This is a genomic window from Streptomyces sp. NPDC046203 (genome assembly GCF_040646255.1).
In the GTDB taxonomy this organism is placed as follows: Bacteria; Actinomycetota; Actinomycetes; order Streptomycetales; family Streptomycetaceae; genus Streptomyces.
The window spans coordinates 1-25,780 of the sequence record NZ_JBEYZX010000002.1 but is presented as its reverse complement, the minus strand read 5'-3'; the positions used below and the strand labels follow the sequence as shown (position 1 = coordinate 25,780).

General features: G+C 73.3%; 19 protein-coding genes. 6 read left to right on the top strand and 13 right to left on the bottom strand.

Annotated elements, in window-relative coordinates; translation table 11 throughout:
• Window positions 1-274 precede the first annotated feature (274 nt).
• Window positions 275-505: a hypothetical protein gene (locus ABZ990_RS01960; protein WP_361223765.1), complete on the top strand. Its 231-nt coding sequence runs from the start codon at window positions 275-277 to the stop codon at window positions 503-505.
• Window positions 506-753: 248 nt separating this feature from the next.
• Here the strand turns inward: ABZ990_RS01960 and ABZ990_RS01955 are convergent, their stop codons facing one another.
• From ABZ990_RS01955 to ABZ990_RS01925, 7 genes are all read right to left on the bottom strand, one after another.
• On the bottom strand, window positions 754-1,572 hold the full coding sequence (locus tag ABZ990_RS01955) for a serine protease (protein ID WP_361223762.1): 819 nt from the start codon (window positions 1,570-1,572) through the stop codon (window positions 754-756).
• Between the two features lie 169 nt (window positions 1,573-1,741).
• A complete protein-coding gene (locus tag ABZ990_RS01950) occupies window positions 1,742-3,277 on the bottom strand; it encodes an RNA polymerase sigma factor (RefSeq protein ID WP_361223760.1) in 1,536 nt (511 codons plus the stop codon).
• Between the two features lie 618 nt (window positions 3,278-3,895).
• On the bottom strand, window positions 3,896-4,831 hold the full coding sequence (locus tag ABZ990_RS01945) for an FCD domain-containing protein (protein ID WP_361223757.1): 936 nt from the start codon (window positions 4,829-4,831) through the stop codon (window positions 3,896-3,898).
• 106 nt (window positions 4,832-4,937) lie between these two features.
• A complete protein-coding gene (locus ABZ990_RS01940; protein ID WP_361223754.1) occupies window positions 4,938-7,124 on the bottom strand; it encodes an ATP-binding cassette domain-containing protein in 2,187 nt (728 codons plus the stop codon).
• A gap of 182 nt (window positions 7,125-7,306) precedes the next feature.
• The gene (locus tag ABZ990_RS01935; RefSeq protein WP_361223752.1) at window positions 7,307-8,089 is read right to left on the bottom strand and encodes an NUDIX domain-containing protein; all 783 of its coding nucleotides are present in this window, start codon (window positions 8,087-8,089) and stop codon (window positions 7,307-7,309) included.
• A 902-nt stretch (window positions 8,090-8,991) separates the two neighbouring features.
• A complete protein-coding gene (locus ABZ990_RS01930; protein ID WP_361223750.1) occupies window positions 8,992-11,100 on the bottom strand; it encodes a glycogen debranching N-terminal domain-containing protein in 2,109 nt (702 codons plus the stop codon).
• A 178-nt stretch (window positions 11,101-11,278) separates the two neighbouring features.
• Window positions 11,279-12,802: a DUF4192 domain-containing protein gene (locus ABZ990_RS01925; protein WP_361223748.1), complete on the bottom strand. Its 1,524-nt coding sequence runs from the start codon at window positions 12,800-12,802 to the stop codon at window positions 11,279-11,281.
• 111 nt (window positions 12,803-12,913) lie between these two features.
• Between ABZ990_RS01925 and ABZ990_RS01920 the strand changes: the two genes are divergently transcribed.
• Both ABZ990_RS01920 and ABZ990_RS01915 read left to right on the top strand, forming a co-directional pair.
• A complete protein-coding gene (locus ABZ990_RS01920; RefSeq protein WP_361223745.1) occupies window positions 12,914-15,097 on the top strand; it encodes a RecQ family ATP-dependent DNA helicase in 2,184 nt (727 codons plus the stop codon).
• 216 nt (window positions 15,098-15,313) lie between these two features.
• The gene (locus tag ABZ990_RS01915; protein ID WP_361223743.1) at window positions 15,314-15,949 is read left to right on the top strand and encodes a hypothetical protein; all 636 of its coding nucleotides are present in this window, start codon (window positions 15,314-15,316) and stop codon (window positions 15,947-15,949) included.
• Window positions 15,950-16,134: 185 nt separating this feature from the next.
• Here ABZ990_RS01915 and ABZ990_RS01910 read toward each other — a convergent pair whose 3' ends face one another.
• Entirely contained in the window at window positions 16,135-16,764 is a 630-nt protein-coding gene (locus tag ABZ990_RS01910; protein WP_361223740.1) for a hypothetical protein, read from the bottom strand.
• A gap of 169 nt (window positions 16,765-16,933) precedes the next feature.
• Window positions 16,934-17,638, bottom strand: a complete 705-nt coding sequence (locus ABZ990_RS01905) for a ribonuclease HII (RefSeq protein WP_361223737.1) — start codon at window positions 17,636-17,638, stop codon at window positions 16,934-16,936.
• A 679-nt stretch (window positions 17,639-18,317) separates the two neighbouring features.
• Between ABZ990_RS01905 and ABZ990_RS01900 the strand changes: the two genes are divergently transcribed.
• Window positions 18,318-19,829, top strand: coding sequence for an MFS transporter (locus ABZ990_RS01900; protein WP_361223734.1), 1,512 nt, complete (start codon window positions 18,318-18,320; stop codon window positions 19,827-19,829).
• Between the two features lie 252 nt (window positions 19,830-20,081).
• On the opposite strand, the gene ABZ990_RS01895 is transcribed toward ABZ990_RS01900, so the two are convergent.
• From ABZ990_RS01895 to ABZ990_RS01885, 3 genes are read right to left on the bottom strand one after another with little or no spacing between them, the layout of a single operon-like run.
• The gene (locus ABZ990_RS01895) at window positions 20,082-20,993 is read right to left on the bottom strand and encodes an ADP-ribosylglycohydrolase family protein (protein ID WP_361223731.1); all 912 of its coding nucleotides are present in this window, start codon (window positions 20,991-20,993) and stop codon (window positions 20,082-20,084) included.
• Window positions 20,994-21,005: 12 nt separating this feature from the next.
• Window positions 21,006-21,665 (bottom strand): histidine phosphatase family protein, encoded by a 660-nt coding sequence (locus tag ABZ990_RS01890; RefSeq protein ID WP_361223728.1) that lies wholly within the window; start codon window positions 21,663-21,665, stop codon window positions 21,006-21,008.
• A gap of 33 nt (window positions 21,666-21,698) precedes the next feature.
• Window positions 21,699-23,309 carry an ABC-F family ATP-binding cassette domain-containing protein gene (locus ABZ990_RS01885; RefSeq protein ID WP_361223725.1) on the bottom strand — a complete coding sequence of 537 codons (1,611 nt, stop codon included), beginning with the start codon at window positions 23,307-23,309 and terminating at the stop codon, window positions 21,699-21,701.
• A 100-nt stretch (window positions 23,310-23,409) separates the two neighbouring features.
• Between ABZ990_RS01885 and ABZ990_RS01880 the strand changes: the two genes are divergently transcribed.
• Window positions 23,410-24,063, top strand: a complete 654-nt coding sequence (locus ABZ990_RS01880) for a TetR/AcrR family transcriptional regulator C-terminal ligand-binding domain-containing protein (protein WP_361223722.1) — start codon at window positions 23,410-23,412, stop codon at window positions 24,061-24,063.
• Window positions 24,064-24,287: 224 nt separating this feature from the next.
• On the opposite strand, the gene ABZ990_RS01875 is transcribed toward ABZ990_RS01880, so the two are convergent.
• The gene (locus ABZ990_RS01875) at window positions 24,288-24,893 is read right to left on the bottom strand and encodes a YdbC family protein (protein ID WP_361223719.1); all 606 of its coding nucleotides are present in this window, start codon (window positions 24,891-24,893) and stop codon (window positions 24,288-24,290) included.
• 212 nt (window positions 24,894-25,105) lie between these two features.
• Here ABZ990_RS01875 and ABZ990_RS01870 point away from each other — a divergent pair, with 212 nt between their 5' ends.
• Window positions 25,106-25,630: a TerD family protein gene (locus tag ABZ990_RS01870; RefSeq protein WP_361223716.1), complete on the top strand. Its 525-nt coding sequence runs from the start codon at window positions 25,106-25,108 to the stop codon at window positions 25,628-25,630.
• The last annotated feature ends 150 nt before the right edge of the window (window positions 25,631-25,780 follow it).

Below are 25,780 nucleotides of genomic sequence, written 5' to 3'. Positions count from 1 at the left end.
TGGGGTGACGGAAACATCACGTTCCCTTCCAGGCATGAACCATTTAGGCTCCGGGCACGTCCTCATGAACAACCGGCAACCCGCCGGGAGGGCACAACCACACACAGCAACGCGAAAACCCGTAGAGCGAAGCAATACGGCTCATTCGCCGCCAACCGGCAGCAAACAGCCACCTTGGAAAATTTTTCAAGGAAAAGCCACGAGCGGGAACGTTTTCGGCCTGGTTGGATGTTGACCCTGGTACGACAGCTCGTCGAGCTAGAGAAGAGGCGACGTGACTACTGTTCTGACCCCCGCGACCCCCCTGACGGCCGCTGACCGATGCGACCGCTGCGGCGCCCAGGCGTACGTGCGCGTCGTCCTGACGAGCGGCGGTGACCTGCTCTTCTGCGCTCACCACGGACGCAAGTTCGAGCCGGAACTGAAGAAGATCGCCGCAGAGATACAGGACGAGACGGACCGGCTCAGTGCCGTTCCGAACCACGCCGCGGAAGACGAGCGCTGACGCCTCGCTGTACGACGAGCCGGCAGCCGGTCACTGAGGCCGGCGACGACGGGCGGCCACCCGACCACGCGTACGCGTGCGGGTGGGCGCCCGTTCTCGTACCGTGACCGCGCCCTGACGCGAGGTCATGGGCGCGGAATCACCGGCACAGGGCGTCGGGTCGGCACGGGGGCACCGGTCGGGCGGCGCGGCGCACCCGCGAGCCGCCGTCCCGGTGCCGTACAGGCCGGAAGGCCGCCGTACGGCGGTCAGGAGCGCCGGTGCAGCACCGCGGGGACCCGGGTGTAGACGCCGGGGCTTCCCGCCTCACCGCAGCCGCTCCCCCACGACACCAGCCCGATCAGCCGCCCGCGCGCCACGAGCGGGCCCCCGCTGTCCCCCTGGCACGCGTCCCTGCCTCCGCGCAGGTCGCCCGCGCACAGCATCGTGTCGCGCCGGTACTCCACCCCCAGACTGCGTGGATACGCCTTCTCGCAGGTGGCGTCGGACAGTACCCGTACGCGTGCCGAGCGCAACGACGGCGCGTAGGCGCCGCCCCCGGTCGTGTCGCCCCAGCCGTACACGTCCGCCGGCGTCCCCGGCTCCAGCGCCGGATCGTCCACGGCGGCCACGTCGATGGCGTACGACGACGGCAGCGCCTTCGCCAGCGTCAGGACGGCCAGATCGTCCGACCCCGCCGAGGGGTCGTACTCCGGATCGACCCAGGTCCTGGCGACCCGGACCTCCTGCCCGCCGTCGCCGCGCAGTTTCGTGCGCCCCGCGATCACCTTGAAGTCGGGCAGTTCCCCGGGCTCGCCGCCCAGCACCTCGCGCCCCAGGCAGTGGGCGGCCGTGAGCACCTTGGTGGGGGCGATGATCACCCCTCCGCAGAACTGTCCCGCCCGCATTCTCCCGAAGCGGGCGCGGCTGGACAGGGCCACCACCCAGGGCGCGTCCGCGGTCCGGGCGGGCCGGCCGCCGACCACGACACCGCCGGCGGACGCGGGGGCCGGTGCGGCGAGCGGCACCGCGACGGCGGCGAACAGACCCAGGGCGCCGGTCAGGGCGCGGGCAAGAGGACGACGCATGAAGTCTCCTGACTCTCCGTTGACGACCTTCTACCCAGCGTCGTGCAGTCGCACCGCCCGCGCACCCGCGCCTACGCCGAAGGGCCCGGCTCCCCTGACGGGGAACCGAGCCCTTCGTGTGCCGGTCCGGGTCCGACGACCCGGGCCCGACAGTCCGTACGCGTACGGATCAGTCGAGGTAGTCCCGCAGCACCTGCGAGCGCGACGGGTGGCGCAGCTTCGACATCGTCTTCGACTCGATCTGCCGGATGCGCTCGCGCGTCACGCCGTAGACCTTGCCGATCTCGTCGAGGGTCTTCGGCTGACCGTCGGTGAGACCGAAGCGCATGGAGACGACGCCCGCCTCACGCTCGGACAGCGTGTCGAGGACGGAGTGCAGCTGCTCCTGGAGGAGCGTGAAGCTGACCGCGTCGGCCGGGACGACGGCCTCGGAGTCCTCGATGAGGTCACCGAACTCGCTGTCGCCGTCCTCGCCCAGCGGGGTGTGCAGCGAGATCGGCTCACGGCCGTACTTCTGGACCTCGATGACCTTCTCCGGGGTCATGTCGAGTTCCTTGGCCAGCTCCTCCGGGGTGGGCTCGCGGCCCAGGTCCTGGAGCATCTGGCGCTGCACACGGGCGAGCTTGTTGATGACCTCGACCATGTGCACCGGGATACGGATGGTGCGGGCCTGGTCCGCCATGGCGCGGGTGATCGCCTGACGGATCCACCAGGTGGCGTACGTGGAGAACTTGTAGCCCTTGGTGTAGTCGAACTTCTCGACGGCGCGGATCAGACCGAGGTTGCCCTCCTGGATCAGGTCCAGGAAGAGCATGCCGCGGCCGGTGTAGCGCTTGGCCAGCGAGACGACGAGACGGAGGTTGGCCTCGAGGAGGTGGTTCTTGGCGCGGCGGCCGTCCTCGGCGATGATCTCCAGCTCGCGCTTGAGCTTCGGAGCGATCTTGTCCGAGTTCGCCAGCTTGTCCTCGGCGAACAGACCGGCCTCGATGCGCTTGGCGAGCTCGACCTCCTGCTCGGCGTTGAGCAGCGGGACCTTGCCGATCTGCTTGAGGTAGTCCTTGACCGGGTCGGCGGTCGCACCGGCGACGGCGACCTGCTGGGCCGGCGCGTCGTCCTCGTCCTCGTCGGACAGGACGAAGCCCTTGTTCTCGCCCTCGGTCTCTTCTTCGTCCTTGCCGGACGCGACGTCCTCGAGCAGCTCCTCGCCCTCGAGGAGTTCGTCGTCGTCCTTCTTGGACTTCTTCGCCGCCGTCTTCTTGGCGGCGGTCTTCTTCGCGGTCGCCTTCTTGGCGACGGTCTTCTTGGCCGCGGCCTTCTTGACCGGGGATCCGGTCTCGTCGGCGTCGGCACCTTCGGCCGCCGAGGCCGCGCCGGTGGACGTGACGGTCTTCGTCACGGTCGTCCGGGCGGTGACGGTCTTGGTGGCGGTGCGCTTGGCCGGGCTCTTGGCAGCGACGCTCTTACGGGTGCGCTTCGGCGACTCCGCCGCACTGACCATCAGCGTCACACCCTCTTCCTCGAGGATCTGATTCAGGCTGCGCAGAACGTTCTTCCACTGAGTCGGCGGAATCTGGTCGGCCTCGAAGGCCCGCCGCACGTCATCTCCGGCGATCTGCCCATCAGCCTTTCCCCGCTCGATGAGCGCCATCACAGATGCGGACTCGGCGATCTCCGGCGGGAGCGTACGGGATGTGCTGGCCGACACGAACAACCTCTCGGAACGATGGAAACGGCTTCCGGCCCCGCCCTGGATCAGGCTGGAGCCGACGACCGGCGGCAGGGAATGAGCCGACGGCGCGGGCTAGGCCGGGGAACTGCACAGCGCCCTGAGCGGCTGCTGTATTCCTTCCTCGGCTGTCACCTCTTAGGTCATCGCTCGGCCGCCGGGAGCGTTACGCCCAATCCACGTGGCCCGAGTCACACCTCATTTACGGCGAATCCGTCAGGAAGCGACAGGAACGCACCTACCCCGCCCGGACGCGCGTACGGACACGGGGCCCGATGAACGCCTCCGCCGGACTCCGCCGGGCTCCGGCGCGCGGGCCGCCGTGGGGCCGCCGCACACCCCGGTCGCCGCACCGGTCGCCGCATCGGCCACGCGCCGGTGCTCCGGGCGCGGCGTACGCGCGTCGGGTGCGCCGGGCGGCATGGCGGTCGCGGTATGCACGGGGTCACCTCAAGGGTGCCGGACGCGCCGGGTGTGCCGGATGGGCCCGGCGCGCCGGGGCCCGGCACTCCCGGGGGTGGTCGCCCGCCCCCGGGTGCCGCCCGCTCGGGCGGCGCGCGGGGCGGGCGTCACGGTGCGGCCGGCCGCGGTGCGCGGTCAGTGCTGCTCACGGGGCCCCGGCACGACGGGCTCGGGGTGCCCGATCAGCAGCTGCCGCATGGCCGCCTCCGCGGCGTTCGCGTCACCCGCGGCGAGCGCGTCGACGATCCGGGCGTGGTGGCCGAGGCAGCTCTCGCTGAGGCGGTCGCATCCCGCGGCGGGGGCGCCGGAGACCTGGAGGGCGGCGGCGACGATGCCGGAGAGGTGCTCCAGCATGCGATTGCCCGCGAGCTGGATGAGGAGCGCGTGGAACTCGGCGTCGGCCCGCGAGAAGGTGATGGCGTCACCCTGTGCGTAGGCGTGCCCCATGATCTCGACCATGTCGGACAGCCGCTGCTGGACGTCCTCCCGACCGTGTCCGGCGGCGAGCCGGGCGGCGAGCGGCTCGATGGTCCAGCGCAGCTCGTTCAGCTCGCGGCGCTGGTCGTCGCGCTGTGGACCGAAGGCCCGCCACTCGATGATGTCGGGGTCGAGCAGATTCCAGTCGCTGACCGGGCGGACCCGGGTGCCGACGTTGGGCCGGGCGCTGACCAGGCCCTTGGCCTCCAGCACGCGCAGCGACTCGCGGACGACGGTGCGCGAGACCTCGAAACGCTGGCCGATCTCCTCGGGGACGAGTGGGCGGTCGGCGCCGAGGTCGCCGGAGACGATCATCTGTCCGAGCTGCTGGACAAGCTGGCCGTGCAGTCCGCGGCCGCGGCTGCCCGCGGCCCTGCGGCCGGCCCGGCCGAGCTCGTCCACCCCTTCCCATGCGGGCGGGGCCACTCGGTCCGGCCCGGAGGTCTCGGAGTAGGAGTAGCGGTCGAGATCGCCCGGGGCGCCGAGGCCGGACTCGACGGAGCGGGCGGCGGTCATCATCGTGTGCGCAAGGGTACTCACGCATCCTTTGTCGGCGTGGCTTCCGCGCCCCTTGAGGTCTTTGGTGAAAAGCACACGAAAGGGTGATCGGCGCCCCCTACACAATTGACGATTATTGCGACATAAGGTGCATTTTCCAAGGGAGTTGCCGCCCGGACGGAACTTCTCGATCCGAATGCGGTCACCAACGCGCCTTGCTGCGAAGACCGGTGAGCACATAGGCGCAGAGGAGAACCGTCAAGGTCAGCGCCATGGCCACCCCCACGGGTTGGCCGACCACCTTGAGGACCGCCATCACCCAGCGGTCCGCCGCCGACGACCACTCGACGCTCATCAGCGCGCGCAGCCTGGCCGGCAGTCCCGCGACGGATCGCCCGGGGCCGGCGGCGAGCACGTGGTGCAGTGGCGGCGCGAAGGCCACCGGTACGGCGAGGACCGCGGCGACTCCGGCGGCCGCCGCCCGGAACACCCCCGCTCCCAGCAGCCCCGCCCATCCGCAGCCGATCATCAGGCCGAACCAATTCGCGGACAGTGCGGGCCAGTTGTGCGGCACGGGGACCAATTGACCGCCGTAGACGAACCGCAGCGCCTCCCGGTCGGCGACGACGACCAGGACGGCGAGGAGCGCGGCGATCGCGGCCGTGACGGCCAGCTTCGCGAGCAGCAGCCCGAGCCGGCGCGGTACGGCGCCGCGCCCGGTCGTGAGCGCCGGGTAGCGGTACTCCTCCCCGAAGGAGAAGGCGCCGACGAGCCCGGCCCCGAGGGCCGCCGGGGGCAGCGGCGAGAGGACGGGCCAGCCGGCCAGCACCGCGGGCAGCGGGGTGCGCCCGTTGCGCGCGAGCAGCACGGAGAGCGCGAGGGAGACGAACAGGACGCCCAGCACCACCAGCGGCGTGGAGGGCACCCCGAGGAGACGGCGGATCTCGTAGCGCACGGGCCACAACGGGGAACGCCGGGGCGCGCGGATCACGGAGGCTGCCGGGACGCTCTCGGGTTTCAGGGGCGGGACGTTTTCGGGCTCCGGGGGCGGTGCGTTGCCGGCGGGTGGGACCGGGGCCGGGGCCGGGGCGTCTGCGGATTCCGGGGCGAGGCTTGGGGTCGGTGCGCTCTCGGGGTCCCGGGTCGGCGTGTCCTCGGGATCGACGGCCGGGGTGCCACCGGGGTCCTGGGCGGGGCTCGGGATCGGCGCGCCTTTGAGTTCCGTGTTCGACCGAGGGTGGTCCCCATCGACTACTCCCGGTGCGCCCGAGGGATCGTCGGCGATCGCCCCGGCATCGTTGTGGGCATCGACGCCGGGGCCGGGGTCAGGGTCAGAGGCGGTGCCGGCGCTGGCGTCAGTGCCGGGCTCCTCGACGGGCGGTACGGCGCCCCACGGGGCCTTGCGCGCGGGAGCGAGCACGGGCACGGGTGCGAGCACCGGCACGGCTGGAGGGTGAGGCTGGAGCTGAGGCGCGGAGGAGGAGGGTGCGGGCGCCTGCCGGGGGACGACCGAGTCACCGGCGTCGCCCGTCTCGTCGGCGAGCCGGTGCAAGAGCAGACCGTTCCGGAAGGCACTCTCGCCGACGGTGGCGCAGTCGCTCCCGTAGACGGAAAGGTGGTTGCCGCCTTCCGCGACCACTTCCACCGGGCGGCGGGCCGCCCGGGATTCCTGGGAGAGCACGGCGGCCAGCCGGGTCGCGTAGGGCGTACGGACGGCGACCCGCGGACGCAGCCGGGTACGGGCGAAGTCGACGGCCTCCTGGTCGGCGACGAGTCGCCCCTGGTCGAGCGTGACGACCCGGTCGGCGTTCCGGGCGGCATCCTTGGGATCCGCGGTGGTGTAGAGGACGGTGCCGCCCTCGTCCGCGTGGGCGTGCAAGAGTTCGTACAGCCAGGCGCTCTCGCGTACGGAGAGCCGGGCGCCCGGCTCGTCGAGGAGCAGGGTGTGCGGGTCGCCCAACAGTGCGCAGGCGAGGCCCAGTCGGCGGTCCATGACGAGCGGCAGGGTGCCGATGCGCCGATCACGGGCGCCGGTGAGACCGACGAGCCCGAGCATGTCGTCGGCGCGTGAACCGGGCACTCCGGCGGCGGCGCAGAGCATGCGCAGCTGACTGCGCACGGCGCGGGAGGGGTGACCGGGAACGTCGCCGAACAGGACGCCGACCTCGCGGGCGGGGTGGGCGACGCGGTGCAGCGTGCGGCCCCTGAAGTAGGTGATGCCCCGGCCCGGTTCGAGCTGGAGCATGAGGCGCAGGGCGGTGGTCTTGCCGGCGCCGGCGGGCCCGAGCAGGGCGGTGACGGTGCCGGGCCGGGCCTCGAAGGTGAGATTGTCCACGGCGGGCGGAAGGTCCCGGCGGGGGGTGCTGGTGAGTCCGATGGCCTGGAGCATCGCTTCTCTCGCGGGTAGGTGAGACCGCTCCGCGGCAGGGCGGTTTCCCAGCAAGATAGCGTTACATTTCGGACTTTTGGTGCAGCGTGCGCACCTCGGGTCGCCCCGGGTCCCCGCCTGGGTGTGTCCGGCGGATCAGGGCCGGGGCCCGGCGAGCCCGGCAGGATCCGGAAAGACGGTTTCTAGACCTCCGGGCGCAGCATCGGCGGGTTCAGCAGGGTGGCACCGCCGGCGCGGAACAGCTGGGCGGGACGGCCGCCCTGACGGGTCGTGGTGCCACCGGCCGGCACGAGGAAGCCAGGCGTACCGGTCACCTTCCGGTGGAAGTTGCGCGGATCCAGCGTCACGCCCCACACCGCCTCGTAGACCCGGCGCAGTTCGCCGACCGTGAACTCGGGCGGGCAGAAGGCCGTGGCCAGCGACGAGTATTCGATTTTCGAACGAGCGCGCTCCACGCCATCGGACAGGATCCGGGTGTGGTCGAAGGCGAGCGGCGCGGGTTCCTCGTCCTTCCGGTCCCCCGGATCCGCCGCGCCGCCGTCCGGGCCGAGCAGTTCCCCGACCGGGGCCCAGCGCGCGCTGTCCGCGTCGCCGCCCGGGCGCGGCGCGGGCAGGTCCGGGGCGAGTGCGAGGTGGGCCACGCTGACCACCCGCATCCGCGGGTCGCGGTCCGGCGCGCCGTACGTCGCCAGTTGCTCCAGGTGCGCTCCGTTCCCGGGCACGGGCATCGGCGCTCCCGGGTCGTGGACGCAGAGCCCGGTCTCCTCGACCAGCTCGCGCGCGGCGGCACCGTCGAGGTCCTCGCCGTCCCGGACGAATCCGCCCGGCAGCGCCCAGGCCCCCTGGAACGGAGGCTCCCCGCGTTTCACGACGAGGGCGCACAGGGCATGGCGCCGCACGGTGAGCACGACCAGATCGACGGTGACAGCGAAGGACGGGAAGGCCGACGGGTCGTAGGGAGGCATGCCGCGATCATAGTCGTCTCCCTGACGATAAACACGCGAGTCGATGGATCCCACCCTTCCGTTCCGGCCCCTCCTCGCCTCCCTCGCCGACTCCACCACTTTTGTCCGCCTTCCCAGCCGACCCGCCACCCGGTGCCCCATTGCTCATGCCGCGCGTCACCGGCCGACAGTGCGGTGGCGTTCGATCACGCCCCCGGTGGCCGGTCGCGACAGCCGGTCGGAAAGAACCTCGCCCGAGAGGGCGGGCAGGGCGGTGCTCTGTTCCGCGCACGTGGTCTCGCCGCGGTGCGGGGACTCGCCGTGCACCAGCGGTACCCACCGTCCGGTACGTCACGAGGGCCCTCTCCACCGTCCCCCGCGGGCAGCCCCCTCGCCCCTTCCCAAGGCTCCTCATGGGATCCATCATCTGAACTGCGGCTCTCCGCGCGAGATTTCCCCGCTCGGCGAGGCACGTCCGGCAGCCACCGCACCCGGCCGCCCGGCCACCATGTGCCACGGCCCACTCGTCGAGGCACAGTCGGACGGGCCGGTCCGGTCCGGGGCGACCCCCGTCTCGGCATCGCCGACCTGCGCGGCCCCGGGAAAGTCTGGGTGCGGACCAGGGGCCTGCGCCTCGCCCGCGCGGGACCCCGAGGAGAGTGCCTGCGGCAGATCATCCGCCTCGGCCCACACCTCGAAGGACGTACGGCGCATCGCGCCGGCCCATCCACACCGCGACCCTCGGGAAAGCTGCCGGACCCTCGGCCGGTTGCCGCCCCCACCGCGACCAGGGCCACCGTCTTCACGTGCACGTCCCCTGGGAGTCCGCCCGGCCCGCGCCTCCCTCCGCCGAGTGGCCTGCCGTCAGGCCGGCCTCCCCTGTGGTGCCGAGCGTCCGGTCGCACCAAGCAGGCGGCGGCCCGTCAGACTCCCAGCTGAAGACCGGACGCGGCCTCCTCCACCATGCCGAGACCGAAGCGGCCGGATCGGGCCGCGAACGGCTCGCCCGCGACGACGAGTCCGGACAGCCGGACCTCGCCGAACGGCGCCGAACGCAGCGGATGCAGAGCCACCGTGCGGCCGGGTACGTCGGGGCACACGCCGACCAGGGTGGTCACCAGGTGCACTCCGGCCGCGGCGGCGACCGCGGCGGGCCGGCAGGCCGCCGGGTGCGCGACCGGCGCGACGCCGGGCGTCCGTCGATGCCCCGCGAACATCTCGGGAAGGCGGTGGTCGAAGGCGTCCGCGGCGTCGAGCAGCCCGCGCAGCAGCCCGACGGCCTCGCTCTCGTGCCCCGCCGCCGCCAGCCCGGCGACGGCGACGGCGGTCTCGTGCACCCGCACGGCCCCGGAACGGTGTCCGAACGGATTGTGCCCCTGTTCCTTCGCCCCGAGGCCGCGCAGTCCCCAGCCGGAGTCGAGCGCAGGGGTCACCAGCAGGTGGGCGAGCCGCTCGATGCGGGCCCGGTCGAGGAGCCCGGGAGCGTGCCAGCCCTCCTCGGCGAGTCCGGTGTCCAGCAGATGCGCGGCCCAGCCCCCGAGTTGGCACAGCGGACGGCCGTCGACCGTCAGTGCGAGCACGGGCCGGCCACCGGACGGATCGTCGAGCCAGAACCGGGCCCGGAACCGCTCGCGCAGCGCCCACGCCCACTCCCGCCACGCGTCGCCGCCGGGCCGTCCGCAGGCGTCCAGCAGATCGGCGCCGAGCAGGGCCGCCCGGTGCGCGTGGGCCTGGGTCTCGGCCCGCGCCGGTCCGGTGGGCCACGGGTCCGGTACGAAGCCGTGCCCGTCGAGGGCGCCGCGCAGCCAGCCGAGGCAGCGTTCCGCGACGGGCAGCAGTTCCGCGAGGTCCTGGTCGGCCAGTCCCCAGCGGCGGGCCTCGGCGAGGACGGCGGGGAAGGCGAGGGTGGCCTCGACGCCGGTGCAGCGGGGCGGCAGATGGGGTCCCGCGTCGCGGAGCGGACCGCGCATCCGCCCCGACTCCGGCCCCGTACCGCCGCATTGGGAGCGGGCCACGGCGCGCAGCGTGGTGGCGGCGAGCCGGGTGCCGAGCGGGAGGGCCATCCGGGCGGCCCAGAGGGCTTCGGCGGTGACGGGGCCGCAGCGCCAGGGCACCCCGGCGGCCAGATGGACGTCGGCGGGATGTGCCGGGTCGCGCTGGAGCAGGGCCCGCAGGTCGGCGACGGAGGCCCGCAACAACAGACCGAGCCGGGCGTCGTCGCCCTCGGCGACGGCGTCGGCGAGGACGTGTCCGCCGACGCGCCCGCCGGTACCGGGCCCGAACCCGGCACCCGCACCGGGGCCGGGGCCCTGACCGCCGGAGCCCTGACCGGAGTGGTGCGGGGTCCGGTCGGCGCGGAGCCGGAGGGTGAGGACGAAGCCGGCTCCGGGGGCCAGCTCGATTTCCCAGCGGAGCAGTCCGGCCGTGGCGAGGGCCTCACGGGGCGGAGGGTCCGCCAGGACGGCGACGGCGGCTCCGTCGCCGGCCGTCCAGCGCAGGCCGGTGCCGTGGACGGCCGCGGCGAGTTCGGGGCCGGGCCGCCCCGCCCCCACCGCGCGCAGGTCCGCGAGATCCGTGCCCAGAGTGATCTCCACAGGGATCCGCAGCGGCCGGGAGGCGGAGCTGCGCAGCGTGATCCGCTCCGTCCCGTCGGCCGACCGGACCCGCTCGACGGCCAGCCCCGGATCGGGGCCGGTGTCCCCGGGTGCCCGCAGGACCCCGAGGAACTCGGCCTGATCCGCCGTGATCGCGCGGCTGTGGAGAGGTATGGGCGCGCGGCCGGCGACCCGGAGGACGCAGCGGGCGAGCAGTCTGCGTCCGGAGAGGAAGACTCCTTCGAGGCCGTTCCCGGTGAGCTGGCCGTGCCGGGGGCTGATGGCGAGACCGGGCAGGGCGACGCCGATGAGGGTGTCGTGGGTGGCGGGCAGGTCGGTGGGGCGGGCGGCCCCGTTTCCCGGTCCCGGGGGTGGGTTTCCGGTACGGGGCGGGCGCCCGACGGAGGGTCCGGGGGCCTGGGCGGGGCTGGTGGCCATGGCGGGAGTGCGGCGCTCTCTGTGCGGTCCGGGCGGCTCGGCCTGATTCGGCGAGGGCCGGGGCCGGGGCCGCACGGGCGGTCCCGGCGGCCCGCCGGGGCGGCCACAGGTCGGCGCCACCGCTCCCGCGGTACCGCCATCCAAGTGAACGCCGTGGCGGGCCGCCGGGTCACGGTCGTCATCCCCCGTTCCTCGCGCCTCGGCGCCCGGTCCGGCGCACGGCCGGGTTCTTCGGCGGCTTCGGGGCCGCGTCGGCCCGCTGGGGCGGCCGGGTGGCGCCGGGGGCCTTGCCCGGTCCGGCCTTGCGCGCGTTCCGCCGCGCGATCAGAAGGGCTCGCCGCCGCGCGCGCTCCCGGTCGGCGGAACCGGCGGGGCCGTTGTCGGTGTCGGTGTCGGCGCCGGTGTCCTCGGCGTCGACGACCACTTCGCCGTCGGAGTCGGAGTCGTCGGCCGGTGCCGGCGCCCGGTCCTGCCCGGCCGCGGTCCGGGCGGACCGCTCGCTCCGCAGACAGTCGCGCAGGGCCTCCGGGTCCAGCCCCTCGTTGCACGCCTGGGTCAGGAGCCGCGCGAACAGGTAGTGCGAGTCGGCCTCGATGGCGAGGCCGAGCGCGACCCGGGCGAGGGGATCGTCGCCGGTGGACCACGCGACCCAGCCGGCCAGGGTCAGCGGCGCCGCCGCGTATTCCTCGTACGGGGCGACACAGCGGCGCGAGAGCGCGCTCCAGAGCCGCAGGGCGGGGGCGGCTTCCGGTCCTTCCATCCACTCGGCCGCCCGGTCGCGGGTCTCGCGGTCCTGGAGCGCGAGGATCAGAGTGGCGGCCTCGTCCGGGCTGATCAGCGCGTCGTCCCGGGCGTCGTCCCGGGTGGGCCCGGACAGTCCGGCGCCCCTGCCCGCGCCGGCGTCCCTGCCGGTGTCCGCCGCCGGGTCCACGGACACCGGCGCGGACGCGGACGCTTCGGAGAGCCGCCGGACCAGCCGGTGGACGAGGTCGATCGCGGTCTCGCGCGTCTCCTGCCGCGCGAGCACGCCGGACGGTCCGTCGAGGATCCTCGGCACGATGACGGCCGCCGCGTCGTTCAGGGCGGCGCGCTGGGCCGCCGCTTCGGCCCCCGGGCAGCGGGGCTTCAGCCGGGCCTCCATGTCCTTGAGGGTGCCGCGCACCTGGACTCCCGCGTAGGCCGCGGACGCCGCCATCACCGACGTACCGGCGAGGGCGAGGGGTGTGCCGTCCGCCGGACAGCACGGGGAAGCGTCGGGGCAGCAGTAGGAGAAGTACAGGCCGTCGGAGATGCAGAGGACTTCGAGGACGGGGACGTCGAGCCTGCCGCAGGCGACGCGCAGGCTCTGGGCGAGGGGCCTCAGCCGCTCCATCGCCCGGCGGCCGGTCTCGCCTCGGGCCGGTTCCTGGCAGAGGAAGCCGACGACGGCGTCGGGGCGCTCGCCACGTCGTGCGGAGCCCTCGACGAGGCACTCGGCCAGGCAGCCGGCGAGAGCGGCCCAGTCCCGCGGGGAGGAGGGGATGCCGACTCTGACCCGGCCGCCGAAGCGCGCGCGCTCGCCGTGGAGCGCGACGAGGACGATCGAGTCGCTGGGGTGGAAGCCGAGGATGAAGGGCAGGGCGTCCGCCAGTTCGGCGGGACCGCGCAGGACGATCTGCTGCGGCGAGGGCGATGAACCGGTTTGGCGTGGAATGTTGCTCATGGCCCTGACGGTCCCGCAAGCGCGTCGATCGCGAAAGCCCTGTGGATAACGTTATCCACAGGCTCGGCGGCCCATTCGCGCAATGTCGTACTCATCAGGTTGCATGGGGGCATGACCCACGCAGACCGCACCGAGGACCGCACCGCCCTGCGCACGGCCGCCGACGCCGTGCTCGCCCGTCTCGTCTCGGACCCGACGGGGACGGCGAGACTCCGCGAGGACCAGTGGCGTGCCATCGAAGCCCTGGTCGCGGAGGGACGCCGGGCGCTGGTCGTCCAGCGGACCGGCTGGGGCAAGTCGGCGGTGTACTTCGTGGCGACATCGCTGCTGCGCGAGCGCGGCGCCGGCCCCACCGTGATCGTCTCCCCGCTGCTCGCGCTGATGCGCAACCAGGTGGAGGCGGCCGCCCGCGCGGGAATCCGCGCGCGCACGATCAACTCGTCGAACACCGAGGAATGGGACACGGTCCAGCAGGAGGTGGCGGCGGGCGAGGTCGACGTGCTGCTCGTCTCGCCGGAGCGTCTCAACAACCCCGACTTCCGCGACCAGGTGCTGCCGCGGCTGGCCGCCGCGACGGGGCTGCTCGTGGTCGACGAGGCGCACTGCATCTCCGACTGGGGGCACGACTTCCGGCCCGATTACCGGCGGCTGCGGACCATGCTCGCGGACCTGCCGGGCGGCGTGCCGGTGCTCGCCACGACGGCGACGGCCAACGCCCGGGTGACCGCCGATGTCGCCGAGCAGCTGGGGACGGGCGCCGGCACGGACGCGCTGGTGCTGCGCGGTCCGCTGGACCGGGAGAGTCTCAGCCTCGGCGTGGTGCGGCTGCCGGACGCCGCGCACCGGCTGGCCTGGCTGGCCGACCACCTCGACGAGCTGCCGGGCTCCGGGATCATCTACACGCTGACGGTCGCCGCGGCGGAGGAGGTCACCGCCCATCTGCGCCAGTGCGGGTACGCCGTCGCCTCGTACACGGGCCGGACGGAGAACGCCGACCGCCAGCAGGCGGAGGACGATCTGCTGGCCAACCGTGTCAAGGCGCTGGTGGCGACCTCGGCGCTCGGCATGGGCTTCGACAAGCCGGACCTGGGTTTCGTGGTGCACCTCGGTTCGCCTTCCTCCCCCATCGCCTACTACCAGCAGGTGGGCCGTGCCGGGCGTGGCGTGGAGCACGCGGAGGTGCTGTTGCTGCCGGGCAAGGAGGACGAGGCGATCTGGAAGTACTTCGCCTCGGTGGCCTTCCCTCCGGAGGAGCAGGTGCGGCGCACGCTGGACGTGCTGGCGGCGGCCGGCCGGCCGCTGTCGCTGCCCGCCCTCGAACCGCTGGTCGAACTGCGCCGGACCCGGCTCGAGACGATGCTGAAGGTCCTCGACGTGGACGGGGCCGTCAAGCGGGTCAAGGGCGGCTGGGAGAGCACGGGCCGCCCGTGGGTGTACGACACCGAGCGGTACGCGTGGGTGGCCCGGCAGCGGGAGGCCGAGCAGCAGGCCATGCGGGAGTACGCGGCGTCGGACGGCTGCCGGATGGAGTTCCTGCGCCGTCAGCTGGACGACACGGAGGCGGCGCCGTGCGGTCGCTGCGACAACTGCGCCGGGGTCCGGTTCGACGCGAAGGTGTCGGGCGGCTCGCTGGACGCGGCCCGGGGCGAGCTGGGCCGGGCGGGTGTGGAGGTCGAACCGCGCAAGATGTGGCCGACCGGGCTCGCCGCGGTGGGAGTGGATCTGAAGGGCCGGATTCCGGCGGGCGAGCAGTCGTACCCGGGCCGGGCGCTCGGCAGGCTGTCGGACATCGGCTGGGGCAACCGGCTGCGGCCGCTGCTCGCGGACACCGCGCCGGACGGGGAGGTCCCGGACGATGTGGCGCAGGCGGTGGTGGGAGTGCTCGCCGACTGGGCGAAGGGGCCCGGCGGCTGGGCCTCGGGCGCTCCGGACGCGGCGCCCCGGCCGGCCGGTGTGGTGACGGTCGCCTCGCACCGCAAGCCGCGGCTGGTGGGCTCGCTCGGGCACCGGATCGCACAGATCGGGCGGATGCCGTTCCTGGGCACGGTGGAGTACACGCCGGAAGCGGCGGACCTGAGGCTGTCCCGTACGAACAGCGCGCAGCGGGTGGTCGGGCTGCAGCGGACGCTGGTCGTGCCCGCCGACCTGGCGGAACGCCTGACCGCGGCAGGCGGCCCGGTACTCCTCGTCGACGACCTTTCCGACAGCGGCTGGACGCTGGCGGTGGCGGCGAGGCTGCTGCGCCGGGCGGGAGCGGAGGGGGTGTTTCCGCTGGTGCTCGCCGTCCAGGGGTGAAGGACGGGTGAACCGGGGGAATCGGGCAGGGATATGAACCTCATACCGGTTCATTCCGGTCGGCGGCGCCAATTGCTCGTTGCCGCCCGCGCACGCGCCAGGAAGAATCGGAAATCCACCCCGCACGGCTCGTCAGTGGTCCGCCGGACCGTGCCGCGGTGCGCCCTCACCCGTCCCCGCCCGAGGCGCGGGCGACGCATATCCGAAGGGAGGATCGTGACCTTCGGACTCATTCCGTCCGGGGCCGCTCCGGCCGGCACACCGTCCGGTTCGGCCAGCCGTCTCTCGCGGACACTCGAACCGGCCGAATGGGCCGGTGCCGGGATTCCGCTGTTGCGCAATCCACGTGAAGTCGTCACCGGGCTCCACTCCCGCCACCGGCCCACGCCGTCGACGGCGGTCGTGGCCGTACTCGATCACGAGGAGCGGCTCGCCGCCAGCGCCTCGTTCACCCCGCGGTCCGCGCCCTCGGACGGCTGGGAGTTCCGCAACGCGCTCCTCGCCCATCTGCGCCGGGTGATCCCGCACGATCTGCGGCGTCGCACTCCGGTGCGGACGGCGGTGCTGCTCTACTGCCGCGAGGGCGACGAGCGCTGGACCGAGGAGGACGGCGCCTGGATGTGGGGGCTGCGGGACGCCTGCACGCTTCACGGGCTGCGCTGCGGGGCGTACATCACGCTCACCCGCGCGGGCTGGCAGGTGCTCGGCGAAGGGCGGGGCGGCCGTCGGCCGGACCTCGACTCGCCCCCGGTGCCGCTCGGGGTGAGCACCGCGTTCGATCTGCCGTCGCTGCCGTCGCCTCGTATCGCGAGCGGGGCGTCCGAGCCGCTGCGGCGGGCCGCCGCCCGCTGAGGGACGGACCCTGACGCTCTGACGCTCGGGCACCGATGGCCGGCAGTCGGATGCCGGCGACCGAGCACTCGCCGTCCCGGGCACCGTCCGGCTCGCGGTACGGGACCACGACCGGACGGGGAAAAGCGGGCCGGGCCCCTCCGCCCGGCCGCCGCGAGAGCGGCCGGGACAGTGGACGGGTGCGGTCAGACGCCGGCGCCGAGCACGGCGCCCACCCGCTGCGAATCGCCGCAGACGATCAGCAGGGCGGAGGCCCGGGCCATGGCCTCGGGCAGCCGGCCCGCGACGGCCTCGTCGGAGCCACCGTTGACGGCGACGACCACCACGGGGCGGACGGCGGTACGGGCCGCGGTGGCGGCGTCCGCGAAGAAGACGTCCTCGCGAGCGTCTCCCTGCGCCCAGTAGGCGTCCTCGCCGAAGGACAGCTCGTGCGCCGCCCACGGGTGCTGCTCACCGGTGGTCAGCACCAGCACGTCGCCGGGGGCGCGGCCGCTTTCGAGCAGCAGGTCCACCGCTTCCTCAGCGGCGTCGACGGCTCCGTCGACGGTCGCCGGTATCAGCTGGATCTGCGGCTCGGCGCGCTGGTCGAAACGATTCTCCGCCGCGGCGTCGGCCTGCGGGTCGGCGACCGGCGGGCGCGGCATCGGCGGCGCGGGCCGGGCGGGACCGGGGACAGGACGCCCGGGACGCGGCGTGGCCGCGGTACGCGGGCCGGGTACGGGTCGGGGGGTCGGCACGGGGCGGCCGGCGGCCGCGGTCGCGCGGGGACCCTGGGCACTCTCGTGAATCTGAGACTCCTCGGGGATGAGAGGCATGGGTGGATGTCTATCAAACGCCGTCGCGTGGGGCTCCGGCGGGTGGGCGCGCATGCGCCCCGACCCGTTGGAACGAGGTCTTCCGGTCGGCTCCCCGAGTGGGGCGTCCGCCGGCGGATCCCCGTGTCAGGGGCCGGAAGTACGGGTGGTCGGCCGTGGGGGCCGGACGTCAGAAGTCGAAGCCGAGCTGGCCCCCGCTTTCCAGTGCGGCCGCCTCGGCGGAGAGGCGGACCTTCTTGAGGTGCCGCCAGCGGGGCATCGCGTCGAGGTAAGCCCAGGAGAGCCGGTGGTACGGGGTGGGCCCGAACTCCTCCAGCGCGGCCTTGTGGACCGGCGAAGGGTAGCCCGCGTTGGCCCCGAACGCGTACGCGGCGTACTCCCCGGCCTCCAGTTCGCCCATCACCGCGTCGCGGCGGACCTTGGCGATCACGGAGGCGGCGGCGACGGCGACACAGGACTGGTCTCCCTTGATCACCGTCCGCACCTGCCAGGGACTGCCCAGGTAGTCGTGCTTGCCGTCGAGGATCACGGCGTCGGGGCGCACCGGCAGGCCCTCCAGGGCGCGGACGGCCGCCAGCCGGAGCGCGGCGGTCATCCCGAGTTCGTCGATCTCCTCGGGCGAGGCGTCACCGAGCGCGTACGCGGTGACCCACCCCTCGAGTTCCGCGGCGAGTTCGGTGCGGCGCTTGGGGGTGAGCAGCTTGGAGTCGGTGAGCCCGTCGGGCGGGCGGCGCAGGCCGGTGACGGCGGCGCACACGGTGACCGGACCGGCCCAGGCCCCGCGTCCGACCTCGTCGACCCCGGCGATGATCTTGGCGCCGGTGGTGGCTCGGATCGAGCGTTCGACGCTGTGGGTGGGTGGTTCATACGGCATGGCGCCTGACAGGTTACGCCGAGAGACACCCGCGCCGGTACCCGGATTCCCCGTACTCCATCAGGCACGTCCGAAACCCGCTGGCCCCGGCGTCCGGAGCACCCGCCCCTCGCGGTGGAAACGAGGCCGCTCGGCGGCCCGGCCACGCCCGGACGGCACACGTGGATCATCCTCGTCCCCTGGGGCTTGGGGATGGAGCGCCAGCCCCTGCGATCACTCCATGGGTACGTTCGCTCCCGCACAGTTTCGCGCGGTCGCCGCGCCCTTCGACGCCCTGCCGCGCCCCCCGCTTCCCGCTTCACCTTCCGGCTCCCTGCTACGAGAGAGACCCCTGGGATCCGGCACTCCGCACACGGGGACGTCGAGCGATCCCTCATCGCATTGGCGAAGATCATCGCTCCATGCGACAGCACCCGGGCCGGCGGCCACCGGAAACCGGAGCACACTCGCCGCAGCCGCCGCCCGCGCCGCGGCCGGGATGAAGCACCCGCCCACCCTCACTCCGTATCGGGCCGCCGCCGGTCCGGGCGACACGACCGCGGTGGTATCCGGTGAACTTGCCTTCCCCGGAGAGGAATCACTACCGTGAAACGCAGTCAACGGGGCACTTCACCGCATATTTCGTGGGGGACGCACCGTGACAACCACCCGGACGAACACACGCACGCCTCCCGGACGTGTGCGCCGCCATGACCGGCCGGGCATCGCGCTCGCCGTCATCGCCGCATGCCAGTTGATGGTGATCCTGGACGCGACGATCGTGAACATCGCGCTCCCCCACATCCAGGACGCTCTCGACTTCTCCACCACGAGCCTGTCGTGGGTGCTGAGCGCCTACACCCTCACCTTCGGCGGCCTGCTGCTGCTCGGCGGTCGCGCCGGCGACATCCTCGGCCGCCGCCGGATGTTCCTCATCGGCATCCTCGTCTTCACGTTCAGCTCGCTGCTCGGCGGATTCGCGCAGGAGCCCTGGCAACTGCTGGCCGGGCGCGCCCTCCAGGGCGTCGGCGGGGCGATTGCCTCGCCGACCGCCCTCGCTCTGATCACCACGACGTTTCCCGAAGGACCGGCCCGCAACCGGGCGTTCGGCGTCTACGCGGCGGTCTCGGCCGGCGGCGGCGCCGTCGGGCTGCTTGCCGGCGGCATGCTCACCGAGTGGCTGGACTGGCGCTGGGTGCTGTTCGTCAACGTCCCGATCGGCCTGGTCATCGCCTTTCTGACACCGCGTTTCATCCCGGAGTCCCCCCGGCATCCCGGCCGCTTCGACCTGACCGGGGCGCTCACCTCCACGCTCGGCATGGCCTCGCTCGTCTACGGATTCATCCGCGCCTCGGAAGCGGGCTGGACGAACGCCCTCACGATCGGGGCGTTCGTCTCGGCCGTTCTGCTCCTCGCCGCCTTCGCCGTCGTCGAGTCACGGGCCCGTGAACCCATCACCCCGCTCCGGCTGTTCGCCGACCGCAACCGCGCGGGCACCTACGTGATCATGCTCAGCCTGGCCGCCGCGATGCTCGGCATGTTCTTCTTCATCGTCCTGTTCCTCCAGGACGTGCTCGGCCTCAGCCCGATCCGTGCGGGGATCGCCTTTCTGCCGGTCACGCTCGCCATCGGCGTGGGTTCGGGAATCGCCCAGCGGGTCCTTCCGCTGTTCGGCCCGAAGCCGTTCCTGATGACCGGCACGGCCATCACCGGCGCGGCCCTGCTCTGGCTGAGCTTCCTCACTCCGGACACCTCCTATGTGGCCGGGGTCCTCGGCCCGATGATCGTCTTCGGCTTCGGCATGGGGCTCAATTTCGTGACGCTGACCCTGACCGCCGTCTCCGGTATCGCCTCGCACGAGGCGGGAGCCGCTTCGGGGCTGCTCAACGCGACCGAGCAGGTGGGTGGTTCGCTCGGCCTCTCGATCCTGGTCACGGTCTTCGGTGCGGCGAGCGCGGACGCGGCGCGCGCGCAGATGCCCGACTTCCTCGCGCACGCGACGCCCGAGCAGAAGGCGGCGTTCGCGCGCGAGGGACGGCTGCCCGCGCCGTGGTCCCACGACGTACTGACGGCCGGGATCTCCAGCGCGTTCACCGGCGCCGTGGTCATGGCGCTGGTCGCGCTCGGCACAGCCACCCTGGTGATCCGGGTCCGCCGGAGCGACCTGGCGGCCCTGCGGGGGAAGACGGAGGCGGCCGGCCCGACCGTCTGACCGGGCCGGCACGCCTCCGGTACGGCGGCCCGGCGCGGCCTCCCGGTACGGATCTTCCGTAACCGAACCGGCTCGGGGCTGTCCGGTTGGATCAGGTTCGGACAGGCCGGGGAGGCCGGCGCATAGGGTCTCCCCCAGGCCCGCCAAGGCTCAGGGGACAGATGACAAGGCGTCAAAGTGTCCAACGCAGCCGGGTGCCGCGCCAGACGCCCCGGCCCCCACCCGCCCCGGCCGAGGTCCGCCGGACAGCCCCTACGGGCGTGCCGCCGCCGGAATCCAGGCGGGCAGGTCCTCGGTCTGGTCCAGCCATGCCGCCGGCGGGGTGCCCGCCGGGCTCGCGGCCACCACGCCGCCCGCGATGGCGCAGGTGGTGTCGACATCCCCGCCGACCGACGCGGTGGTCCAGAACATCCGCTCGAAGTCGCCGATCGCCCGGGCCGCCGACCAGAGCGCGAACGGCACGGTGTCGTGCGCGCTGGTGCGCCGGCCGCTGCCGAGGACGGCCGCGACCGTGCCGGCGTCGTCGTAGTCGAGCATGTCGCGGGCCCGGCGCAGTCCGGCGCCCACGGCGCTGCGCGGGACGAGTGCGACGACACCGTCGAGCAGTGCCTCCGGCGCGGGCGGGCCGGCGGGGTCGGCGACCAGGGCCGCGGCCGCGGCGACGGCCATCGCTCCGGCCACCGCCTCCCGGTGCTGGTGGGTGGTGTAGGCGGAGATCTCTGCCTGGTGGGTGGCCTGTTCGGGATCGTCGGCGTACCAGGCGCCGAGCGGGGCGATCCGCATGGCGGCGCCGTTGCCCCAGGACCCCTGGCCGTTGAAGAGGTTCGCGGCGAGGGAGCGCCAGTCCTCTCCTTCACGGACGAGCCGGAGCATGCGGTTGACGGCGGGGCCGTATCCGCGGTCGAAGTTGTGGTGATGGGCGAACGACGAGGCCAGGGCGTCCTGGTCGATCCGGCCGTGGTCGGCGAGGACGGCGAGGACGGAGCAGGCCATCTCCGTGTCGTCGGTCCACTGCCAGGGACCGGTCGGCGTCTCACGCTGTTTCAGTAGGGCGTAGGTGCCGGGAACGAAGAACTGGGAGCCCAGGGCGTCTCCCACGGCCAGTCCGCGCAGACTGGCCAGGGCGCGGTCGAAGCGCCGGTCGATTGAGGAGTCAGCGGTCATCTCTTGGCAACTCTATCCGGTGGAACCATACGATTCCGGGTCCCGCCAGCGTTCGAAGGGCCGGTCGAGCCGGTATTTTCCGTCCTCGCCGAGCAGCAGGGTCCGGGTCTCCGCGTTGCCGGGGTTGGACAGCGACTCGAAGTCGGCGACCGTCCAGTGGAACCAGCGCATGCAGAACAGTCGCATGGTCAGTCCGTGGGTGACGAGCAGGACGTTGGGCGGGTGGTCGGCCGCTTCGAAGCTGCGGTAGAGACTTTCCAGGAAGGCCCCGACCCGGTCGTACACGTCGGCGCCGGACTCCCCCTGGGCGAAGCGGTAGAAGAAGTGCCCGTACGCGTCCCGGTACTCCTTCTGCAGGCGTACGTCCTCCCGTTCCTGCCAGTTGCCCCAGTCCTGCTCGCGCAGCCGGGGCTCCTCCCGGATCCGCACCTGGTCCGGGTCGAGCCGGAAGGCGCTCAGCGTGTCGTGGGTGCGGCGGTACGGCGATACGTAGACGCTGACCCGCTCGTCGCCGAAGAGCTCCCGCAGCCGCTCCCCCGTCTCCGCCGCCTGCCGCCGCCCGGTCTCCGTGAGTCCGAGCGCGTGATCGGGGACCCGCTCGTACACGGTGTCGTCGACGTTGCCGTCGGACTCTCCGTGCCGTACGAGGACTATGCGCCGCGGTCGTGCCATACCTCGACCCTAGGCGGTGTCCCGCCGTCCGGCTCAGTCGGTCAGGCGTCCGACGTCCATACGCCGTATACGACCGGTGAACCGGCGGCGCAGTTCACGGTCGTGGGAGACGACGACCACGGCTCCCTCCCACTGTTCCAGGGCCTGTTCCAGCTCCTCGACGAGGCCGAGGGCCAGGTGGTTGGCGGGCTCGTCGAGCAGCAGCAGGTCGGCGGGGCGGGTGAGCAGGCGCGCGAGGGCGAGGCGGCGGCGCTGGCCAGCGGAGAGGCTGCCGACCGGGACGGTGAGGTCGGCCGGGCGGAACAGTCCGTACGAGAGGAGAAGTTCGGCCCGTTCGTCCTCGGTGAGGGGGAGGCCGCGGCCGAAGGCGGCGAGGACGTGTTCGGCGGGGCGGTGGGCCGGGATCTCCTGGGCCAGGAAGCCCGTGCGTCCCCGGCGTACGACCTGCCCGGCGTCCGGTGTGACGAGGCCGGCCATGACGCGCAGCAGGGTGGACTTGCCCGCGCCGTTGCCCCCGTGGACGAGCAGCCGCTCGCCCGCGCCGACGGTCAGGTCGTCGACGGCGAGCCGGCTGCCGACCCGTACCCCGCTGAGTGTGATCAGGGCGCCCTCGGCGCGGCCGGTGACGGGCCTGGCCGTGAACGCGAGGGGCTTCGGCGGCTCGGGGACGGCGTCCTCGTGAAGCCGGCTCAGTCGCTCCCGGGCGCTGCGGACGCGGCCGGAGACGGATGCCTGCACCCGGCCGCCCGCCCGGTCGTAGGCCATCTTGTTGTTGTCCGTCATGGTCCGCCCGGCGGCGACGGTGTGCGCGGTGGTGCGGGTGTACTGCTCCAGTCGGGTGATTTCCGCGCACCATTCCTCGTGCGCCTGTTCCCAGCGCCGCCGGGCGGCGGCCCGCTCGGCGCGAAAGCCCGCGTACCCGTCGCCGTAGCGCACGACGGTCCGGCGGTCGGCGTCGACCTCCAGGATGGCGGTGGTCACCCGCGCCAGGAAGACCCGGTCGTGGGAGACGGCCACCACCGTGCCGCGATGGGCGAGGAGAGCGCCCTCCAGCCAGTCGAGGGCCTGGGCGTCCAGGTGGTTGGTCGGCTCGTCGAGGAGCAGCACCTCGGGGGCGGCGGCGAGCACACAGGCGAGACCGAGACGCGCCTGCTCCCCTCCGGAGAGGCTGCCAAGTCCGCGGTCGCGCCCGAGGTGTGCCACGCCGAGGCCGTGCATGGCCTTGTCGACCCGGGCGTCGGCCTCGTAGCCGCCGCGCAGTTCGAAGGCGGTGAGCAGTTCGCCGTACGCGTCGAGGGCCGGCGCGTCCGCGTCGCCGAGCCGTGCCTCCAAGGCGCGCAGGCGGCGCTCCATGGCGCGCAGTTCGGCGAGCGCGGCGTCGATGACCTCGGCGACGGTGGCGTGCGCGGGCAGTTCGGGGGTCTGGGCGAGAAGCCGGGCTCCGCGCTCCGCCACGGTGACGACCTCACCGGAGTCGGGCGCGTCGAGCCCGGCGAGGATCCGCAGCAGGGTGGACTTGCCCGCCCCGTTCTCCCCCACGATCCCGATCCGCTCGCCGGGGCGCACGGCGAGCGATACCTGGTCGAGCAGCAGCCGTTCACCGCGGGTCACGGTCACGTCGTGAAGCGAGATCTGCGTGGGCAAGGGCGCCTCCCGGGCAGCAGTGGGGCGAATAAACGCAACCCATGTCGCGTTATGGAGAAGTGTGGCACACTCGGAGCCACTAACGCAACGGGAGTAGCAATTGAATGATCCTCAGAGCGCCGCGGACCACGAGGGAAGCGACCCGGCCCCCGGCAGCAGACGCCCCGGCGGCCGCACGGCCCGGACCCGGGCCGCCGTCCGCGACGCGGTCCTGACCGGACTCGCCGAACACGGCTACCCCGCCCTCACCGTCGAATACGTGGCGGAGCACTCGGGGGTGCACAAGACGACGCTCTACCGCCGCTGGGGCGGCGTCGAGGGCATGGTCGCGGACGCGCTCGCCCTCGCGGGCGAGGACCGGTGGACGGCACCCGACACCGGCAGCCTCGCCGGGGATCTGCGCGCGCTGGCGCACGAGGTGGCCGAGTCCTTCGCGGATCCGGCGCGGGCGGCGGCACCGACCGGGTTCGTGGCCGCCGCGTTCCAGTCCCCCCGGGCCGCCGAGTCGCTGCGCGACTTCTACACCGAGCGCTTCCGGCGCTGCGAGTGCGTCGTCGACCGGGCGATGGCCCGGGGCGAGGCCCCGGCCGGCACGGACGCGGGAGCGGTGGTGCGGGCGGTCTCCGCGCCGCTCTTCCTGCGGCTGTTCGTCACCCGCGAGCCGGTGGACGCCGATCTCGCGGACCAGGCGGCCCGTACGGTGCTCGCGGCGGTCGAGGCGGGGGCCTTCGCGAGCGAGGGCGCCCCGGTGTGAGGCACGGGGGCGGGTCCTTCGGTCGCGACGCGGCAGGAGGGGTGAGGCAGGCGGGCGGGAAGCAGGCGGCCGGACGGCCGGGCGGAGACCGACCCGGGCCCTGCCTCCGTGACTCCTTCGCGGCTCAGACCCGGAAGTCGGGGAGCGTCCCCTCCTTCACACTCGGCCGACCCCCGACCCCCGGCCGACCCGTCACCCCCGCCCGGACCCCGGGCCGGACGGGCTCACACCGTCCAGGCCTGCTCCAGCTCCACGATGTCCCCCGTCATGGCCGCCACATCGGCTTCGGTCTGCGCCCGCAGCCCGAGCCGCTCGATGCGCTCCACCCGGTACTTCCCGTGTTCGGCCGCCGAGTTCCACATCGACAGGACCAGGAACTCGCTTCCCGGCCCCTCCCCGAACAATCCGCGCAGCATGCCCGGGGACCCGGCCATCGCCGGGTTCCAGACCTTCTCCTGCATCAGCGCGAAGTGCTCCGCCCGCTCCTCGCGCACCTGGCAGTGCGCGACCCGGGCCACGTCGGCATCGGCGAAGCGCGGCTCGAACCCCGTCTTCACATCGAAACGGTGGTCGAACAGCTTCACCTGCATATCGCGGTACGTGCCGACCTGGGCGGCCGCGAGCCGGTCGTGGGACCGCGCCATGAAGGAGTCGTAGAACGCCCGGCTCTCCCAGAAGCCGAAGACATGGGCGACATCCGGCCGTCGCCGGCTCCACCCGCCACCCTGCGCCCGGAACCCCGGTTCGCCCGGCAGCCCCGCCCACTTCCGCTGCCCCCGCTCGAACCCTCGGCGGTCCACCACGGTGCAACGAATCCACTTGACCAGCACCGCGCCATGGTACGGGGCGAAACGACGCACCGTCAGGTCTCGGCCGCCCGCACCTTCCGCCCCGCCCCGCCGTCTCACCGCCGTGTTCGAGGCCCGGCGCCCGGGGCGGGAACGGGGCCGGTATCCGCCGTACCCCGACGGCATGTCGACCGGTTGTCCGCATGACACTATGAACGACTCGTCAAGAACCGTACGCGGAGAGGGGATTCGTGATGAGCGGACTCAACAAGGGTGTCGAAAAGGTCGAGGTGGCGCTCAAGTGGGACCCCAGCCCGGCCGGCGCCCCGGCCCATGACCTGGACATCGTCGCGGGGGTCTACGCGGCGGAGGCCCCGTACGGCCCGCCCGCCTATCTGGTGCACTTCGACAACCGCTCCCCCGACGGCACCATCACGCTGCAGCGTGACAGCCGTACGGGACAGGGATTCGGCTACGACGAGGCGATGACCGTGGAACTCGTGCGGCTCGCCGACCACTACGCGCGCGTAGTGGTGGGAGTGGCCATACAGCAGGGCGCCGGACGGCTCGCGTTCGGCCAGGTCGCGGGGACCGGCGTCCGGGTCCGCGAGGGTTACACGGACCTGCTGACCGACGACTTCGCGTCGGTGGCGGACGCGACGGCGGCGACCGTGGCCGAATTCACCCGCGACGACACGGGCGCCTGGACCTGCCGCCCCCTGCTGCGCGGCTTCAACACGGACCCGCGCTCCTTCGGCGACGTGATGGGCGCCGCGTAACCACCCCCACCGGGGTCCGCCGGGCCGGGCGGCCGCACACGCCGGAAAGGGGGGCGCCCCGGGGGGGGGGGCCCTGGCGGGGGGGGGGTGGGGGGGGGGTGGGGGTGATTGGCGCGTGGCGCGGGGGGCCCATCCGCGCGGCATAACCTG

Bases quoted from the DNA above. Each gene is read 5' to 3' on its own strand.
- ABZ990_RS01955 (WP_361223762.1), bottom strand. From the start codon at position 1,572: ATGCGTCGTCCTCTTGCCCGCGCCCTGACCGGCGCCCTGGGTCTGTTC.
- ABZ990_RS01940 (WP_361223754.1), bottom strand. From the start codon at position 7,124: ATGCTCCAGGCCATCGGACTCACCAGCACCCCCCGCCGGGACCTTCCG.
- ABZ990_RS01935 (WP_361223752.1), bottom strand. From the start codon at position 8,089: ATGCCTCCCTACGACCCGTCGGCCTTCCCGTCCTTCGCTGTCACCGTC.
- ABZ990_RS01930 (WP_361223750.1), bottom strand. From the start codon at position 11,100: ATGGCCACCAGCCCCGCCCAGGCCCCCGGACCCTCCGTCGGGCGCCCG.
- ABZ990_RS01925 (WP_361223748.1), bottom strand. From the start codon at position 12,802: ATGAGCAACATTCCACGCCAAACCGGTTCATCGCCCTCGCCGCAGCAG.
- ABZ990_RS01920 (WP_361223745.1), top strand. From the start codon at position 12,914: ATGACCCACGCAGACCGCACCGAGGACCGCACCGCCCTGCGCACGGCC.
- ABZ990_RS01910 (WP_361223740.1), bottom strand. From the start codon at position 16,764: ATGCCTCTCATCCCCGAGGAGTCTCAGATTCACGAGAGTGCCCAGGGT.
- ABZ990_RS01905 (WP_361223737.1), bottom strand. From the start codon at position 17,638: ATGCCGTATGAACCACCCACCCACAGCGTCGAACGCTCGATCCGAGCC.
- ABZ990_RS01895 (WP_361223731.1), bottom strand. From the start codon at position 20,993: ATGACCGCTGACTCCTCAATCGACCGGCGCTTCGACCGCGCCCTGGCC.
- ABZ990_RS01890 (WP_361223728.1), bottom strand. From the start codon at position 21,665: ATGGCACGACCGCGGCGCATAGTCCTCGTACGGCACGGAGAGTCCGAC.
- ABZ990_RS01870 (WP_361223716.1), top strand. From the start codon at position 25,106: ATGAGCGGACTCAACAAGGGTGTCGAAAAGGTCGAGGTGGCGCTCAAG.